At 64.1% G+C, this 16,056-nt stretch carries 17 protein-coding genes and 1 pseudogene; 9 read left to right on the top strand and 9 right to left on the bottom strand.

Features of this window, described 5'->3' with window-relative positions; genetic code table 11:
• Nucleotides 1-103: 103 nt before the first annotated feature.
• From CATRI_RS02880 to CATRI_RS02855, 6 genes are all read left to right on the top strand, one after another.
• Nucleotides 104-1,402 (top strand): ABC transporter substrate-binding protein, encoded by a 1,299-nt coding sequence (locus tag CATRI_RS02880; RefSeq protein WP_290219543.1) that lies wholly within the window; start codon nucleotides 104-106, stop codon nucleotides 1,400-1,402.
• Between the two features lie 105 nt (nucleotides 1,403-1,507).
• On the top strand, nucleotides 1,508-2,524 hold the full coding sequence (locus tag CATRI_RS02875; RefSeq protein ID WP_290219541.1) for a carbohydrate ABC transporter permease: 1,017 nt from the start codon (nucleotides 1,508-1,510) through the stop codon (nucleotides 2,522-2,524).
• Nucleotides 2,521-3,357, top strand: a complete 837-nt coding sequence (locus CATRI_RS02870; RefSeq protein WP_290219539.1) for a carbohydrate ABC transporter permease — start codon at nucleotides 2,521-2,523, stop codon at nucleotides 3,355-3,357. Before CATRI_RS02875 ends, CATRI_RS02870 begins: the two co-directional genes overlap by 4 nt.
• 4 nt (nucleotides 3,358-3,361) lie before the next feature.
• Nucleotides 3,362-3,565, top strand: coding sequence for a hypothetical protein (locus CATRI_RS02865; protein WP_290219537.1), 204 nt, complete (start codon nucleotides 3,362-3,364; stop codon nucleotides 3,563-3,565).
• Nucleotides 3,566-3,624: 59 nt separating this feature from the next.
• Nucleotides 3,625-4,020, top strand: coding sequence for a dihydrofolate reductase family protein (locus CATRI_RS02860; RefSeq protein ID WP_353959732.1), 396 nt, complete (start codon nucleotides 3,625-3,627; stop codon nucleotides 4,018-4,020).
• A gap of 115 nt (nucleotides 4,021-4,135) precedes the next feature.
• On the top strand, nucleotides 4,136-4,759 hold the full coding sequence (locus tag CATRI_RS02855; RefSeq protein WP_290219535.1) for a DUF4352 domain-containing protein: 624 nt from the start codon (nucleotides 4,136-4,138) through the stop codon (nucleotides 4,757-4,759).
• A gap of 37 nt (nucleotides 4,760-4,796) precedes the next feature.
• On the opposite strand, the gene CATRI_RS02850 is transcribed toward CATRI_RS02855, so the two are convergent.
• The gene (locus CATRI_RS02850; protein ID WP_290219532.1) at nucleotides 4,797-5,072 is read right to left on the bottom strand and encodes a HypC/HybG/HupF family hydrogenase formation chaperone; all 276 of its coding nucleotides are present in this window, start codon (nucleotides 5,070-5,072) and stop codon (nucleotides 4,797-4,799) included.
• A gap of 4 nt (nucleotides 5,073-5,076) precedes the next feature.
• Nucleotides 5,077-6,207 carry a nickel-dependent hydrogenase large subunit gene (locus tag CATRI_RS02845; protein WP_290219530.1) on the bottom strand — a complete coding sequence of 377 codons (1,131 nt, stop codon included), beginning with the start codon at nucleotides 6,205-6,207 and terminating at the stop codon, nucleotides 5,077-5,079.
• Nucleotides 6,208-6,238: 31 nt separating this feature from the next.
• Between CATRI_RS02845 and CATRI_RS02840 the strand changes: the two genes are divergently transcribed.
• Nucleotides 6,239-6,583, top strand: coding sequence for a hydrogenase maturation nickel metallochaperone HypA/HybF (locus CATRI_RS02840; RefSeq protein WP_290219527.1), 345 nt, complete (start codon nucleotides 6,239-6,241; stop codon nucleotides 6,581-6,583).
• Here CATRI_RS02840 and CATRI_RS02835 read toward each other — a convergent pair.
• The 6 genes from CATRI_RS02835 to CATRI_RS02810 form a co-directional block, all read right to left on the bottom strand.
• Nucleotides 6,552-7,025 carry a hydrogenase maturation protease gene (locus CATRI_RS02835; RefSeq protein ID WP_290219526.1) on the bottom strand — a complete coding sequence of 158 codons (474 nt, stop codon included), beginning with the start codon at nucleotides 7,023-7,025 and terminating at the stop codon, nucleotides 6,552-6,554. The two genes, CATRI_RS02840 and CATRI_RS02835, sit on opposite strands and share 32 nt — an antisense overlap.
• Nucleotides 7,022-8,182, bottom strand: a complete 1,161-nt coding sequence (gene cybH, locus CATRI_RS02830) for a Ni/Fe-hydrogenase, b-type cytochrome subunit (RefSeq protein ID WP_290219523.1) — start codon at nucleotides 8,180-8,182, stop codon at nucleotides 7,022-7,024. Before cybH ends, CATRI_RS02835 begins: the two co-directional genes overlap by 4 nt.
• Nucleotides 8,179-9,927 (bottom strand): nickel-dependent hydrogenase large subunit, encoded by a 1,749-nt coding sequence (locus CATRI_RS02825; protein ID WP_290219521.1) that lies wholly within the window; start codon nucleotides 9,925-9,927, stop codon nucleotides 8,179-8,181. The genes cybH and CATRI_RS02825 overlap by 4 nt, the downstream gene beginning before the upstream one ends.
• A gap of 9 nt (nucleotides 9,928-9,936) precedes the next feature.
• Complete coding sequence (locus CATRI_RS02820) at nucleotides 9,937-11,136, bottom strand: hydrogenase small subunit (protein ID WP_290219519.1); 1,200 nt, start codon at nucleotides 11,134-11,136, stop codon at nucleotides 9,937-9,939.
• A gap of 153 nt (nucleotides 11,137-11,289) precedes the next feature.
• Entirely contained in the window at nucleotides 11,290-12,048 is a 759-nt protein-coding gene (gene hypB, locus CATRI_RS02815; RefSeq protein WP_290219517.1) for a hydrogenase nickel incorporation protein HypB, read from the bottom strand.
• Nucleotides 12,049-12,067: 19 nt separating this feature from the next.
• Entirely contained in the window at nucleotides 12,068-12,412 is a 345-nt protein-coding gene (locus CATRI_RS02810) for a hydrogenase maturation nickel metallochaperone HypA/HybF (protein WP_290219515.1), read from the bottom strand.
• Between the two features lie 24 nt (nucleotides 12,413-12,436).
• Between CATRI_RS02810 and hypF the strand changes: the two are divergent.
• Nucleotides 12,437-14,626, top strand: a pseudogene (gene hypF / locus CATRI_RS02805) (carbamoyltransferase HypF); the annotation flags it as partial.
• Here hypF and hypE read toward each other — a convergent pair.
• Nucleotides 14,621-15,712 (bottom strand): hydrogenase expression/formation protein HypE, encoded by a 1,092-nt coding sequence (hypE, locus tag CATRI_RS02800; RefSeq protein WP_290219513.1) that lies wholly within the window; start codon nucleotides 15,710-15,712, stop codon nucleotides 14,621-14,623. The pseudogene hypF and the gene hypE overlap by 6 nt on opposite strands.
• Before the next feature lie 73 nt (nucleotides 15,713-15,785).
• On the opposite strand from hypE, the gene CATRI_RS02795 reads away from it, so the two are divergent.
• Nucleotides 15,786-16,055 carry a HypC/HybG/HupF family hydrogenase formation chaperone gene (locus CATRI_RS02795; RefSeq protein ID WP_290219511.1) on the top strand — a complete coding sequence of 90 codons (270 nt, stop codon included), beginning with the start codon at nucleotides 15,786-15,788 and terminating at the stop codon, nucleotides 16,053-16,055.
• The last annotated feature ends 1 nt before the right edge of the window (nucleotide 16,056 follow it).

Below are 16,056 nucleotides of genomic sequence, written 5' to 3'. Positions count from 1 at the left end.
CCGGCCAGGGGTGAGAAGAAGTGAAATAGCCCAACTTCCGGCGGAAATATAAGCTAAATCACTAGATTGGAGACACCTGACGATCTAGAAAGGTGTACCCCAGATGACTTTTCCCATCTCTCGCAAGTCCCGCCACGCAGTGATTGCTGCGCTCGGAGTCACGGGCCTTGTTCTCGCTGGATGTAGCTCCGGAACGAGCGACTCCGGCTCCACCACCACTGGCGCCGCCACCTCTGCCGCTGCCAGTGAAGGCGGCCGTGGCCCCATCACCTTCGCCATGGGCAAGAACGACACTGACAAGATCATCCCGATCATCGAGAAGTGGAACGCCGAGCACCCGGACGAAAAGGTCACCCTCTCCGAGCTCGCCGGTGAGGCCGACGCCCAGCGCGAGACCCTCGTCCAGTCCCTGCAGGCAGGCAACTCCGACTACGACGTCATGGCTCTCGACGTCGTCTGGACCGCTGACTTCGCCGCCAACCAGTGGCTGACCCCGCTGGAGGGCGAGTACGCGGCAGACACCTCCGGCTTGCTGCAGTCGACCGTGGATTCGGCGACCTACAACGGCACCCTCTACGCTCTGCCGCAGAACACCAACGGCCAGCTCCTGTTCCGCAACACCGAGATCGTCCCCGAGGCCCCCGGAAACTGGGCCGAGCTCGAAGCCTCCTGCTCGGCCGCCAAGGACGCCAACAAGGACTGCCTGACCCTTCAGCTCAAGCAGTACGAGGGCCTGACCGTCAACACCGTCGGCTTCATGGAAGGCTGGGGTGGCTCGGTTCTCGACGCCGACGGGAACGTCACCGTCGACTCCGATGACTCCAAGGCCGGTCTCCAGGCCCTGGTCACCGCTTACGAAGACGGCACCATCTCCAAGGCCTCCACCTCCGCCACCGAGGAGGAGACCAACCTGGCCTTCGTCGCGGGCGACACCGCCTACGCGATCAACTGGCCGTACATGTACACCAACGCAGCCGAGGGTGAGACCTCCGCCGTGGAGGGCAAGTTCGAAGTCCAGCCGCTCGTGGGCAAGGATGGCGTCGGCGTGTCCACCCTAGGTGGATACAACAACGGCATCAACGTGAACTCCGAGAACAAGGCCACCGCCCTGGACTTCATCCAGTTCATCGTCAACGTCGAGAACCAGACCTCCTTCGCCGAGGCCTCTTTCCCGCCGGTCCTCGCCTCCATCTACGAGGACCCGGCCCTGGTGGAGAAGTTCCCGTACCTCCCCGCCCTGAAGACCTCCCTGGAGAACGCCGCACCGCGTCCAGTGTCCCCGTTCTACCCGGCCATCTCCAAGGCCATCCAGGACAACTCCTACGCTGCCCTCACCTCCGGCAAGTCCGTCGATGACGCGACCGCCGACATGAAGGCCGCCATCGAGAACGCCGCAGGCTAAGTAACCAGCGGTTATCATCTCGACCACGAAAACCTGCCCTGTGGGCAGGTTTTCTGTGGTTTTGTGGTCATTACGGATACCTCTTCACGTGGAAGGAGCCTCGCCGTGCAGACGCGAGCCCGCCAGGCCAGATCAGCGGCCTGGTTGATTGCCCCAGCACTCATCGTGCTGGCCACCGTCATTGGCTACCCGATTTTTCGGGCCATTTACCTCTCGTTTCAAGCTGACAAGCACCTCGACCCCACGTCGGGTGTGTTCGTCGAAGGCGGATTCGCGGGCTTCGACCACTACCTCTACTGGATCACCAATCGGTGTATGTCCCCCACCGGGGTGATCTCCACCTGCCCTCCGGGTGTGTTGGCCACCGACTTCTGGCCGGCGGTGCGCATCACGTTGTTCTTCACCGTGGTCACCGTGCTTTTAGAGACGATCCTGGGCATGATCATGGCATTGATCATGAATGGCAGCTACAAGGGCCGCGGCCTCGTCCGCGCCGCCGTCCTCATCCCCTGGGCAATCCCGACCGCCGTCACCGCGAAGCTGTGGCAGTTCATCTTCGCTGATCGCGGCATCATCAACTCGATATTCAACACGGACATCAGTTGGACGACAGACCCCTGGGCAGCCCGCGCCGCCGTCATCATTGCCGATGTCTGGAAGACCTCGCCCTTCATGGCTCTGCTCATCCTCGCCGGCCTGCAGATGATCCCCAAGGACGTCTACGAGGCCGCCCGCGTCGACGGCGCCACCCGCTGGCAGCAGTTCGTCCGGATCACCATGCCCCTGGTGCGACCGGCCCTCATGGTCGCGGTGCTGTTCCGCACCCTCGACGCGCTGCGCATGTACGACCTGCCCGTCATCATGATTTCCGCCTCCTCCAACTCCCCCACCGCGACGATCTCCCAGCTCGTCGTGGAAGACATGCGGCAGAACAACTTCAACTCCGCCTCCGCGTTGTCCACGTTGATCTTCCTGCTCATCTTCGCCGTGGCCTTCATCATGATCCGCTTCCTCGGCGCCGACGTCTCCGGCCAGCGAGGAATGAAAAAGAGAAAAGTCCCCGGGGTGGGACGCACCAAGGCTAAGCAGCAGAAGGAACAGAAGGAAGAGGTGGCGGCATGACCAAGGCAACCCGATCGATGATCGGCCACTACCTCGGGGTCCTGTTCATCATGTTCTGGGGTCTGGCCCCGTTCTACTGGATGGTCGTCGTCGCCCTCCGCGATAAGGCGTACACCTTCGATACCACCCCGTGGCCCACCCACGTCACGCTGGATAACTTCCGCGACGCCCTCTCTACCGACAAGGGCAACGACTTCCTCGGCGCCATCGGCAACTCGCTGTTCATTTCCTTAACGACGACCGCGCTCGCCGTCGCCGTCGGCGTCTTCACCGCCTACGCGCTCGCCCGCCTGAACTTCCCCGGCAAGGGCATCGTCACCGGCATCATCCTCGCCGCCTCCATGTTTCCCGGAATCGCCCTGGTCACGCCCCTGTTCCAACTCTTCGGCAACCTCGGCTGGATCGGCGAGTACCGGGCGATGATCATCCCCAACATTTCCTTCGCCCTCCCCCTCACCATCTACACCCTCGTCTCCTTCTTCCGGCAGCTGCCCTGGGAACTGGAGGAAGCCGCGCGTGTCGACGGCGCCTCCCGCGGCCAAGCCTTCCGCCTCGTCCTCCTCCCCCTCGCCGCCCCCGCGCTGTTCACCACTGCCATCCTGGCGTTCATTGCCACATGGAACGAGTTCATGCTCGCCCGCCAGCTCTCCACCACTGCCACCGAACCCGTCACCGTCGCCATCGCCCGGTTCTCCGGCCCCAGCGCCTTCGAGTACCCCTACGCCTCCATCATGGCCGCCGGAGCCCTGGTCACCATCCCGCTCATCATCATGGTGCTCATCTTCCAGCGCCGCATCGTATCCGGCCTCACCGCCGGCGGCGTCAAGGCGTGATCGAGTGAACCCGACCGAACCCAGCGACTCTGGGCGGGGGCAGCGCCGAAAGCTCCAGCACGAGACCCTGCTCGGTTTCCTGGGCTTCTTCGCCTTCCTCGCGTTAGCGCAGGCGGTAGCGAATCTCTTCTCCCCGGAACCTGCGATTTGGCCCGGGCTGTTGGCCGCCGTTCTCGTAGGCCTGACCTGGTGGGTGTGGCGACGCTAGTCTGGACCCAATGCCGATCATCTACAACGCCGCAACCACCCTCAACGGCTTCCTTGCCGATGATCACGACCTACGAATGGCTCCTGCGGGAACTCGGCACCCCGGACGAGATCGTCATCCAACACGGTGGCCGACCAATCTGGGTGTTCAGCTCCCGCGAGCTTCCTCTCCCCGAGTCCGGCACAATCCGGCTGCTCAACGGTGCGGTAGCTGATCATCTTCCCCTCATCCGGGAAAACGCAGACACCATCTGGGTCATGGGCGGCGGAGATCTAGCCGGTCAATTCTTCGATGCCGGTGCGCTCGACAGAATCATCCTCACGTTGGCACCGGTGTTCTTGTCCTCCGGGCGCCCCACCCTTCCCCGCAGGATCGATTGCTCTTGGCTCAGGATTTCAGATCATCGACAGGTGGGAAGGTTCGTCGAGGTCACGATGGACATAATTACACCGTAGCTATTTATCTCCAACATCGAACACATGGTTTAAAGGTTCAAGCCTCATGTCTGAAGTGGTGGATAGCTTCTGAATTGTCACCAACAACGGTGACCTTTCAAGCAAGGAGTCCACTGTGACTAATCCCCAGCCCTTCCACCAGGACCAGGTCCCGAACCACCCTCAGTACCAGGCATTCTCAGTCGAAAAGCCGAAGAAAAAGAAGAAGTGGCCGTGGGTCGCAGGCATCGGCGCGCTTCTGGTCCTTTTCGCCGCTACGAGTGGTGGCGACTCCGAAGACACAACCACCACCACCGCGGGGCCGGCGGGAGCCACCCAGCGGGCCAACTCCGAGCAGACCGAAGCGAAGCAAGCAGTGCAGGCAGCGGCGGTTCCCGCGACACTTCAGATGGGTGACGCCACCGAACTCGGCGGCATGCAGGTGATCATCAGCAACGCTCACTTCGCTTCCGACTACTTCAGCAGCTACGTCTGCGCCGACGTGGACCTAACCAATAACAGCGACCGCGCCAAACGATTCAGCCAGTTCGACTTCGAACTCGAGAAGCCTAATGGTGTCGTCGCGAGCACGACCTTTACGGGGCTCGACACTAAAGATCTAGAGTCCGCAGAGCTAAACCCGGGCGGCAACACCAACGGCACCATCTGCTTCGAGGGAGACAACACCTCAGGGTTGTACAAGGTCATCTACGAGGGTGGCCTGTTTGATAAGCCAGTCAGCTGGGACGTCACGCTCTAGGAGAAAGGCTGAAAGGGGCCCTTTCTTCATCGTGATATCACGGCGAACCGGTGGGCGGAGCTCCAGCGCTGCCTCGGGGGTCATCGATGAGGTCGAACTCTCCGATGGTGGCAAGGGATTCGCGGGCGGCGGCTTCGTCGATGAGCGACATGGCGAAGCCGTTTTGGATGAGCACCCAGTCGCCCACCTCCGCCTCGGGGAGGTAGGCGAAGCAGCAGGGGCGCAATTCCCCGACCATGTCAATGGAGCCCATGGGTAGCGGGCTCGTGGGGTCGCCGGTGTCGAGGACGCGGGCGGGTATGCCGAGACACATGCGATCAGGCCTCCTTAATGCTGAGGTTCATTGCTCCGGGTGGGGCGGCGGTGCAGGGCAGGCAGGGGTCGGCGGCGCGGATGGCATCTTCCACGGCGATCATCCCTTGGCCGGTAGCAAGTGCGGTGGTGAGCATGTCGGACATCCAGCCCTCGTTCTGGGCGGTCGGGGTGATGATGCGGCTGGCAGCCAACCGGCCGGTGCCGTCGGCGCGGTATTCGTGGACGAGTAGTCCCCGAGGGCCGTCGACCACGCCGACGCCAACTCCAGTCACTCCTTCCAAGGATGCCGAAGGTCCGCCGACCTCTCCTTCCACCAGTTCCGGAAGCGACAGCAGGTCCAGGACGGCGTCGATGGATTCTTGGACCGCCAACGCCTGCGCTCGACGGGGTGCCACCCCGGGGAAGCGGGCGACGGGGCCGACGCGGTAGGGCTGCGGCTCGCCGCCCAAGAGCAGGCGGGGGCGCGGGGCGATGTCGGTGGGGTTGGTCTCCACGAGGACCTCGGGAAGCGCAGACACCGGGATCATCGTCGAACCGGCGTGCAGCCAGGAGCCGAGAGGATCCGGCGCTCCCGCCTCGTCGACGACGACCACATCGAGACCAGCAAACGTGTCTGACCAGGTGGTGGGGAGGGTGTCGATGAGGGAGAGTAGGCGCGAGCGGACGTCGATAAGCAGGGACGATAGGCCCTCGATCTGGGCGACGGTGCGCACCCCGCCGGGGACGGCGACATCAGGAAAGTGGCCCGGCGCGCCCGCGGCGGCCATGACCGCGCCGCCGACCTGCTTCAGCTTGATAGCCAACGATCGGTCTTCCGCGAAGAAGCGTACGCCCATGACCGCGATAACGGAGCCGTGGTGGAGGAGGCGCCGCACGGCCTGCGCCGTCGGAGATGGCCGAAGGTCGAGGAGGCCATCGAGTGCGCGGATACCGGCGAGGTGATGGGTGACCGGGCAGAGGCCGCAGAGGCGGGTGATGAGGCCGGGGACCTCGGCCAGGGGTCGGCCGACGAGGAGGGCGTCGACGCGGGGCACACCGCTGAGGTCGAAACTCGCCGTGCCATCCGGGCGGCGGAGGATGGTGGCCTGCAGGGGGTCAATGATCTGATCAAGTTGGAGCTTCTGTCGTGCCATGGGTCTCCTCCTTTCGCGTTATGCTGCGATTATGCATGAACTTAGTCTGCTCGCGGGCGTAGTTGGGGCGGTCGAAGAGGTGGCCGGGGATAAGCCCGTTAGTTCCGTGGGGCTGCGGGTGGGGGCGCGGTCCGGGGTGATGGTCGATGCCCTCGAAGCTGCCTGGCCGGTTGCTATCGTGGGCACTCGGTGCCACGCTGCCAGCCTGGAGATCGAGGCTATCCCGGCCACCGTGTGGTGCCCCACCTGCCAGAACGAGCAGGTCATCGACGAGTTTTTCGCCCTCGTGTGCCCGGTGTGTGAGACCCCCACGGCGGATTTACGCCAGGGACGCGAGTTCACCATCAGCTGGGTTGACGTTGGCACCAACGATTAAGCAGTGCCACCGCGGAGTCGGCGGCCGCCGGGAGCGCCTCAGCGACCGTGTCAGTGATGCCGACGTGTAGCTGTACGTCCTGCGCCACCACTCCCACCACGGCGACCGCTGCCGGTTCCTGGTCCAACAGCCGTGCCGCCGAGAGTAGGTCCAACAGCCCCACTTGATGGGGAGAGAGCTTGGATTGCAACAACCGGGGGATCTGATCCCCTTCGAGTGTGACCACGTCTCCGCTGGTGCCGGGCCCGGCGAGGGCGTCGAGAAGCAGCAGGTAGTCGGCGTCGAGGATGTCGGGGAGGATTTCCATGCCGGAGGTCCCGCCGTCGGTGTAGGTCACGCCGCGAGGTCCCTGCTTTTCGACGATCCGCAGGAGTTCCAGTCCCGTCGCATCATCACCCATGATGGGGTTCCCCACGCCGAGGCAGGTGATCCGGGCGCTCATTGCACTTCCGGGGCGTCGACTGGCTTGGTGCCCCGCGGCAGCCACAGCCCGCCGTTGATCATGGAGGACACGCTGCCGTGCCCTTCGAGAGCGTCGGAGCGGAAGGCCAAGTAGACGTGGAGGACAACGAAGGCCCAGATGATGAACATGATCATCGTGTGGATGAGGCGCACCACCGGGATCCCGAGCCAGTGCACGGGATAGGACAGCATGACGAAGAACCAGGTGGTTTGGTTCGCCAGTCCGAACAGCGCCAAGCCGGTGATGATCTGGATGATACAGAGCACGTAGATGCCGGAGTAGGTGAATTGCTGCAGGGAGTTGTGGCCCACGTAGAGCGGCCCCTCCTTCTTGAGGAAGAGGTAGTACTGCGTGGTTCCCCACATATCTTTAGCGTTTTGTTTGCTGTGGATTGGCCATAGTGATCGCCACCGCATCTGCCGTTCCTTGGCAAAAATAGTCAAGCCCAGGCGCCACAGCGCCAGCACGATCCACCCGAATCCGGCGGCGAAGTGAATGAAACGGATCAGCCCCATGAGGTAGCCAGTGTCCTCCGAGGCGGCGGGCCCGAAGAAGGGCCGCATGATGTAGTAGCCGGTCATACTCAAGGCGACGATGAGGATGAGATTGACCCAGTGCTGGATGCGCAGCGCCAACGGCCACATTTCTACCCGCGCGTATCCACCTCGGCTCGGGGCGGAGACCCTCTCGTGGTGTCCCGGTGCCAGCGCGACAAACCCCGCGAGCTGGAACTCTCCCGCCATGCCATCAGCATCGATCTCAGCCACGCCCACGCCCAAGCAGCGACGGCCCAGCTTCTTCATGGCATTGGCATTGCGGACCACCAAAGCACGTTGCTCCCGGGTGGCGGTAGTGGCTTGGAGGACCGCCCCCATATCGCCGCGGATGATCGCCTTATCGCCCACCCGGGCCAAAGAGTAGCGCTGTTGCACCGTGGCTGGCTCGAATTCCTCGGCGACGGGAGCCGGCCCCGTGCGCACGGAGGCCGCCAGCGCCAGGTCCACCGGGTCGGTTGAGCCCGCGGGGGCGGCGGCCGCCAAAGTCACCAGGCTTTCTGCTCCCACGTCCGCGACCGGGTAGGAGGCGACGACGGAGATGTCCCGCTTGGTCATGGGACGGGCGGAGGTGTCGGTCATTGTGTCATCACCTGGAACAATTCCTCTCCCGACGGATCGAGGAGATGGACCGCGCAGGACATGCACGGGTCGAAGGAGTGGATGGTGCGCAGGACTTCCAATGGCTGCTCCGGGTCCACCAGCGGGTGCTTCCCGTTACCGGCCAATGCCTCCTCGTAGGGCCCTCGCTGACCTTCCGGGTCACGTCCGCCGGCCAGCCAGGTGGTGGGGACGACAGCTTGATAGCGTTCGACCTTTTCGTCCTTGATGCTCACCCAGTGGCCGAGGCAGCCGCGGGCCACTTCCATCATGGCGAAGCCGCTGGATTCCTTCGGCCAGGACTTTGGTTCCCACTTGGTGGAGTCGAATACATCGATGTCTCCGGATTGGAGGCCCTTGATGAACTCCGGCAGGAGGTTGTGGGCCAGATCGTCGGCGGTGGTGACCGCCTCGACGGCGCGGGCCAGAGTACGGCCGCCGGTGGAATTGAACTTGTCGATGGTGATGCCGAGGGAGGCCATCGCCTGATCAACCAACTCGACGGTCTGTTTCTCTCCCTGCAGGTACGCCAGCAGCACCCGGGCGTTCGGACCGACCTGGACGGGGCGGCCGTCGTAACGCGGGGCCTTGGACCAGGTGTACTCCTCGCGGTCCGCCAACCACTCGTAGGGCGGCTTTGGACCGGTGTAGGCGGGCGTAGTCTCCCCTTCTGCCGGGGCGAGGCCCACCTCGTTGCCGTCTTCGTAACTAAACCAGGCGGAGGAGACGTACTCGCGGATCTTGGCCGGGTCCAGCGGGTGCACCTTCGTGTAATCACCATCAAGGATGATGCCCGGGGTGACGCTCGGATGGGCATAGGACAGGCTGCGGGAAAGCTGGTCGCCGCGCACGATCGCGCCCGCCATACCGACGGCCATGAACGTGTCCGAGGCCGCTCCGATGTCGAAGTAGTCCTTGTACACCCCCATGATCGCCAGGGCATCCGGAAGGTAGCAACCGTGGACAAACTCCTCGATCTCGGCTACCCAGTTCTTGATCTGGTCAAGGTGGACTTGGTTGACCGTCTCGGAGCGATCGGGGTCGATGGAACACGCCATGCCGCCGACGAGGAAATTCGGGTGCGGGTTCTTGCCGCCGAATACCGTTGAGATGCGAATGATCGAGCGCTGGAACTGCAGCGCATCGAGGTAGTGGGACACGGCCATGAGGTTGGCCTCCGGGGGAAGCCGGTAATCCGGGTGCTCCCAGTACCCGCCGGTGAAGATAGACAGCTGACCCGATTTCAGCACCCCCTGCAGCGTCTCCTTCACCTTTTGGAATTTCTCGAGGGAGTTTCCCCGCCACGTCGACCCAATCGACTTAGCGAAGTCCACCGCCTTCTGCGGGTCTGCCTCCGCCGCCGAGACCACGTTCACCCAGTCGAGGGCATGCAGGTGATAGAAGTGCACCACGTGATCATGGGTCTCGTGAGAGGCCAAGACGAGGTCGCGGATGAGCTGCGCCTGCTTAGGGATGTGGGAGCCGATCGCGTCCTCCACCGCCACGACGGAAGCGACCGAGTGGGTGCCGGTGCACACACCACAGATGCGGCCGACGAAGGCCCACACATCACGCGGGTCGCGGCCCTCCACAATCGTCTCGATGCCGCGGTACTGGGTCGTCTCCGACCAGGCCTCCTTGATTTGCTTCCCGTCGACTTCCAACTCGACGCGCAGGTGCCCTTCAATGCGAGTCAGCGGATCAACAACAACTCTTTCGGTAGCCATGGGAGGTCCTTAACTGTTCTTCGGCTGGTCGGAAGGGGAAATAGTGCTTTGCGACGGTGCGTCGGGGTCACCGAAAGCAGCGAGCGTTTCCACCTCGCCATTTTCTCGGCGCATACCCACCTGACGCACCAGGGTCACGCCACCGTGGATGGCGGCGCCGGCCGCCGCCGCGCCGACCAATCCCCATCCAACCTTTTCTGCCGTTGCCTCCACACCGAACCCGGTGATGTGCGGCAGCGTGGAGTAGAAGGGAGTGAACGTGTCGAAGAAGTCCTTCTCCGTGCAGCCGATGCAGGGGTGGCCGGCACCGATGGGCCAACCGGATTTAAGGTTCCACTGCACGATCGGACAGGGGCTAAACGTCGAGGGGCCTTTACAGCCGACTTCGTAGAGGCACCAGCCGTTGCGGGCGGCTTCATCATCGAAGGTGCGGACGAACTGCCCGGCGTCAAAGTGGGCGCGCTTGGGACAGGAATCATGGATGCGCTGGTCGTAGGCGAATAGCGGGCGACCCTGGGCATCGACCTTCGGCGGGCGGCCGTGGGTGAGCAGGTACGTGATGGTGGCGGTGATAACTTCGCCGATGGGCGGGCAGCCGGAGACGTTGATGACGGGCTTGTCCTTGATGATCTCGTCCACTCCCACCGCGTGCGTCGGGTTGGGGCGGGCGGCTTGGACCGATCCGTAGACGGCGCATGCCCCGACGGCGAGGATGGCCGTGGCATTTTCTGCGGCCTCCTCGAGCACCTGGAGGGAGGTCTTGCCGCCGATCATGCAGTAGACCCCGTCCTCGGCCAGTGCCACCGAGCCATTGACCACGAGGATGTGGGGCTCCTGGTTGAGTTCGTGGAGAGCCTGTTCGGCCGCAGCCCCAGAAGCCGCCATGACCAGCTCGTTGTAATTCATCGAGAGTTGATTGAGTACGAGATCTTCAACAGTAGAGGAACCGGAGCGCAGGACCGACTCCATGCATCCAGTGCATTCCTGCAACTGCAACCACGCCACGTTGGGTTTTTTCACGGCTCCCAGCGCGTCCGCGATGTCTTGAGCTTCCGCCGCATAGGCCTTGCCTGAGCCCATCGCGGGGGCACCGGTGGCAAATATGGCGGCCAAGCCCGCGCACATCTTCATAAAATCGCGGCGACTCACTCCGCGGCGTTCCAGATTGTCGCGGAGGGTCTCCCCCTGCCAGCTATCAACGAGATTCATCGTGGGGCCCTTCTCGGTTGTTATCACCAGCCGGGCCCTTTGCCCCTCACCCTAGGGTGAAGGAAAATGCACGAAGGAAGACCAGCTTGTGAGCTCATTGCTTCCTTCTAGCTTAGTTCTCCACCGCGCCAGCCACAGGCGATTGTGGGATGTCTAACCCAATTCTGGTGATAACCACTCCAGCCATTCGGAAAGCCCCTCGCCCGTGGTGGCGGACATCTCAATGACCTGGACCCCGGGATTGACCTTGTCCAGGTTTGCTTTGAACAGGTCGAGGTCGAAATTCAGGTACGGGAGCAGGTCGATTTTGTTGATCACCACGACTTCGACGGAGCGGAACATCACTGGGTACTTCGACGGCTTATCTTCACCCTCGGTGACGGAGGCGATCATTGCCTTGCGGTGCTCGCCGACCTGGAATTCGGCCGGACACACGAGGTTGCCCACGTTTTCGATGAGCACCAGATCCAACTGTGCGAGGTCGAGCCCCTGCAGAGCCTTCGCCACCATCGGGGCGTCGAGATGGCATTCACCACCGAAGCCTTGCCCGGTGTTGAGCAAGGAAATCTGCGCCCCATAGTTGTTCAGCCGGTCAGCATCCAAGGATGTCTCGATGTCGCCCTCGACTACCCCCACCCGCACCTTGCCTTGAGCGGCGGCGAGGGTGCGCTCCAACAAGGTCGTCTTGCCAGCTCCCGGGGAGCTCATGAGGTTGACGCACGTGACACCGTGGTCGTCGAAGGCACGCCGGTTGGCATCGGCGAGGCGGTCATTTTCAGAGAAGATGTCCTCGAGCACTTCGATGCGCTCGCGGCCGGTGGCGTAGCCCGAGTGATCGCCGTGCTCATGATGCTCATGTCCGTGATCGTGGCTGTGCACGGTGCCGTCTTCGTGGCGGTGGAAACGTCCCATAGTGGGCCTCCTGGATGAGTCAGTCGACGCTGAGTGACTCCACCTCGATGTCGACGACGGTGAATTCTTCCCCTCCGACGATAGCCGCGATTTCCCCGCACCGAGGGCAGTGCAAATCCAACTCGCCGTCCACCTCCGAACAGTGCCCGGCGGGGCAGGTAAGGCGGACGGGGAGAGAATCAATGCTGAGGGAAGCTTCTGCAAGCAGGGTTCCCCGGGTCACCATGGACCAGGCGTAGCGCAGAGTGTCCGGGACCACCTGGCGCAGCTGACCGATCTGGAGGTGCACGGAAAGCACCCGACGGTCTCCCGCCGCCCGCGAAACCACTCCCGCGAGCTGGGTACTCAACGCGACTTCATGCACACCCTTGAGGCTACCCTCGATGTCATGGAGCTCACCCGTCGCCGCTATCGCCTCTTCGGGGTGGTGCAGGGAGTGGGTTTTCGCCCCCACGTGGCGCAGGTTGCGCAGAAGTTCCCGGTCACCGGCTTCTGCGGCAATAACGACCGGGAAGTGTTCATCGAGGTCCAGGGCACGCTGTCCGACGTCGAGGCGTTCTACGCCGAGCTGCTGGAGACGTTGCCGGCGTTGGCCACTGTGGTGCGGGCGGACGTCGACAAGCAAGACCCGCGGGAGGAAGCTGGCTTTCGGATTGTGCCCTCTGAGCACGTGCCCGGCGCGCGCACCTTGCTCCCGCCGGATGTGGCGACCTGCGCGGATTGCCTGGCGGATATGTCCGACCCGGCTAATCGGCGCTACCGCTACCCCTTCACCACCTGCACCAATTGCGGGCCCCGGTTATCGATCATCCAGGGGCTGCCGTATGACCGCCCCTTGACCACGATGCGGGATTTTCCCATGTGCCCCGCCTGCCAGGCCGAGTACGAAGACCCACGTGACCGGCGTTTTCACGCCCAGCCGATCTCCTGCCCCGATTGCGGTCCTCGCTTGTGGACTTCCCCTGAGTCGGAGGACGTATTTCACGCTGTGCGGATGGCCCTCGATGCCGGGCAGATCATCGCCGTGCGCGGTATCGGCGGCTTTCATCTGCTGTGCGACGCCCAGTCCCCCTCAGCACTGCGCACCCTTCGGGAGCGGAAGAATCGGCCCGGAAAACCGTTGGCCATCATGGCCCCGACGCTCGAGTCGGCCCGCACCCTGGCGGTGTTCTCCCAGGAGGAGGAAGAACTATTGCTCTCCCCCGCCCGGCCAATCGTCATCGCGCCCTCCCGCGGCGTGTTGCCGGAGGAGGTGGCACCGGGCCTGAGTGACGTCGGGATCATGCTGCCGTACTCCCCGCTGCACCACCTCCTGGTTGATCGGCCAGTGGCCGCCACCTCGGGAAACGTCGCCGGGGAGCCGTTGTGCTTTAGCAACGACCAAGCGCTGGAGAAACTGGGCGGTATCGCCGATCTCTTCGTCCTGCACGACCGAGAGATTCACGTTCCCGTGGAGGACTCGGTGTTTATCGGCAGCACCCCGGCGCGCCGCTCCCGCGGATACGCCCCCGTACCCATCCCCTTGCCACCCGGCCCGAGTGTGCTCGCCGTCGGCGGCGAGCTGAAGAACACCTTCACGCTGGCCCATGAGGACTACGCGCACGTTTCCGCCCATATCGGCGACATGGGTTCGCTGGCCACCCAGGAGGCCTTCGAGCGGGCCGTCGAGCAACTGCTGAGCATGCGCCGCGGCGCGCCTGAACTGGTCGTCTGCGACCTGCATCCTGGCTATTCCACGAGCTCCTGGGCGGCACGTTTCGCCGAACGTCACGGCCTCGACCTGGTCGAGGTCCAGCACCATCACGCACACGCGCTCTCCTTGCTGGCCGAACACGGCATCTTCCAGGGCCCCGCCGTGGTGGCCACCCTGGACGGCACCGGCTTCGGTCTGGACGGCACCATCTGGGGTGGCGAGCTCCTCACCCTCTCCCCCACGCTCGACCAGGCGGCCCGCACCTGGCACCTACCCGACTTCCCACTGGTCGGCGGCGACCGCGCCGTCACGCATCCGTGGCGCAGCGCCCTGGGAGTGGCGGCGGCTTATGGCCTGGACTGGTCCCCACCGGGAGCACCTGCGGCCGAGGTGGAGCTGGTGCGCTCCCAGCTGTCCAGCGGCATCGGCACCGTGTCCACCAGCTCTACTGGTCGGCTTTTCGACGCCGCCGCGGCCTTCCTCGGCGTCGTCCCAGGCGCGATCACCTTCGAGGCCCAGGCGGCGATGTCGCTGGAAGGCCTGGCGTCGACTGGCGCTTATCCGGACCGCATCCCGGACAGCATCCCCGCCCTCATGGCTGCGCTTCTCGACGCCTCGCTCACCCCAGCCGACCGCGCCCGCCTCTTCCATGCGGGTCTCGCCCGCCTCGTCGGCGGCGAGCTGCTCCGCGCCGCCGACGACGCCGGCACCGAGGTCATCGGTCTCACCGGGGGCTGCGCCCTCAACCGGATCCTCGTCGCGGATCTGCAGGCCGTCATCGAAGGCACCGGTCACCGGCTCCTCCTGCACGAGAAGGTGCCTGCCAACGACGGCGGGCTGAGCCTCGGGCAGGCCCTCGCCGGGCGCCTAGCGGTGGGGCTAACAGATTCGCGGCAGTGGGTCGCCGACGAGCTTGTCCACCATCCGAGTGCCGCCGAAGGCGGTGAGGAGCACGACGGAGGCTTCCGGTTCCGCCGCGACCCGTCCCACCAGGCACGCCTCCGGGGCGCCCGCTGCCTGCAATGCGGCTAAGGCGGCTTCCGCTTCCTCAGCGGCGACCACGGCGGCGAAAGTGCCCTCGTTGGCCACGTAGAGCGGATCGATGCCCAGGATGTCGCAGGCCGCGCGGGTCATCGAGCGCACGGGCAGGGCGGTATCCTCGAGCAACACGGCAAGGCCCGTCTGCTCGGCCAGCTCATTCATTACGGTGGCTAGGCCACCGCGCGTGGCGTCACGCATCCACTTCGTCCCCTGGGCCGCGTCCAGCAGCGCGGCGGTGAGGGAAGCGACTTCGCGGGTGTCGGACTCGATGGGGGCGTCGATGGCAAGGTCGCCGCGGGCCATCATGACGGACATGCCGTGATCGGCGATGGGACCGGAGAGGAGAATCCGATCACCCGGCTCAACCCGGTGGAATCCCAAGTCACGGGAGTCGGGGATCTCGCCTACCCCGGCGGTGGTGATGTAGATCCGATCGCAGGCGCCGCGCGGGACAACCTTGGTGTCACCGGCGGCGATGACTACTCCCGCCTTCTCGGCGGCAGCTGCCATCGCGGCGACCACCCGGCGCAGCACGGAGATCTCTAGCCCCTCTTCGAGGATGAACGCCGCGGAGAGGTACTTCGGCACCGCACCGGCCACCGCCAGATCATTAACCGTGCCGTTAACCGCCAGCTCCCCGATGGAGCCGCCCGGGAACTCAATGGGATTGACCACATAGGAGTCGGTGGAAAAGGCCAGGCGAGCTGGGCCCACGAGATCGAAGACTGCGGAGTCCCCGGCTTGGCCCAACAGGTCATTGCCAAAAGCTTCATAGAAAACCTGCTCCACCAGTGCCGCCGACGCTTTCCCCCCGGCCCCGTGGGAGAGGGTGACGTGATCGTCCTTCAGCCGCCCCGGGCGGCGCCGGACCCGGGAAATGGTGGCGTTGACTTTGTCCACGTCCTCGTTGAGTCGGTTCTTGGGATCCATGAAGATCATGCTAGTCCGGCGAGTAGCATCGGATTAAGACCTTTTCCCGTCACCCGACCGAGGAGCTGTCAATATGTGCCTAGGAGTACCCGCGCAGGTGGTGGACATCAAGGATTCCACCCGCGCCACCGTCAGCATCGACGGGGTGACCCGGGTAATTTCCACCGACCTACTGGTCGCCGAGGGCCTCGAGATCGGTGAGTGGGTGCTCGTCCACGTCGGATTCGCCTTGAGCAAGATCGATGAGGAAGAGGCGCGCACCACCCTGCAGCAGATCAAGCAGCTGGGAGCCAATACCTTCGAGGACGAAGTTGATTCGTTCACCACGACGAGGATCGAGTAGC

Origin of the sequence: Corynebacterium atrinae (assembly GCF_030408455.1) — a bacterium.
Lineage (GTDB): Bacteria > Actinomycetota > Actinomycetes > Mycobacteriales > Mycobacteriaceae > Corynebacterium > Corynebacterium atrinae.
Note: the sequence above shows the minus strand (reverse complement) of the source record. Positions and strands in the feature narration are given on the sequence as shown.